This window comes from Pseudomonas sp. TWI923, assembly GCF_039673365.1.
Taxonomy (GTDB): domain Bacteria; phylum Pseudomonadota; class Gammaproteobacteria; order Pseudomonadales; family Pseudomonadaceae; genus Aquipseudomonas; species Aquipseudomonas sichuanensis.
In genome coordinates this window covers 1-323 of record NZ_JBDJLM010000188.1, presented here as the reverse complement: position 1 = coordinate 323, position 323 = coordinate 1, and the positions used below count along the sequence as shown (strand labels likewise).

At 44.0% G+C, this 323-nt stretch carries 1 rRNA gene; it reads left to right on the top strand.

Annotation, left to right across the window (positions count from 1 at the left end):
* A 16S ribosomal RNA gene (locus ABE459_RS26060) occupies nt 1-62 on the top strand; the annotation flags it as partial.
* Between the last annotated feature and the right edge of the window lie 261 nt (nt 63-323).

Genomic DNA, 323 nt, shown 5'->3' with positions numbered 1-323 from the left:
TGACTGGGGTGAAGTCGTAACAAGGTAGCCGTAGGGGAACCTGCGGCTGGATCACCTCCTTAATCGACGACATCAGCCTGCTGATGAGCTCCCACACGAATTGCTTGATTCTTTGTGAAAGACGGAAGGCCAGCCATGATGTTGGTCTGTCGCGTTAGAGTTTAGAAATGAATATTCCATTGTGAATATTGATTTCTAGTCTTTGACTAGTACGTTCTTTAAAAATTCGGATATGTGATAGATAGACTGACATGCACTTTCACTGGTGTGTGATCAGGCTAAGGTAAAATTTGTGAGTTCTGCTCTTAACTGAGCGAAATGCG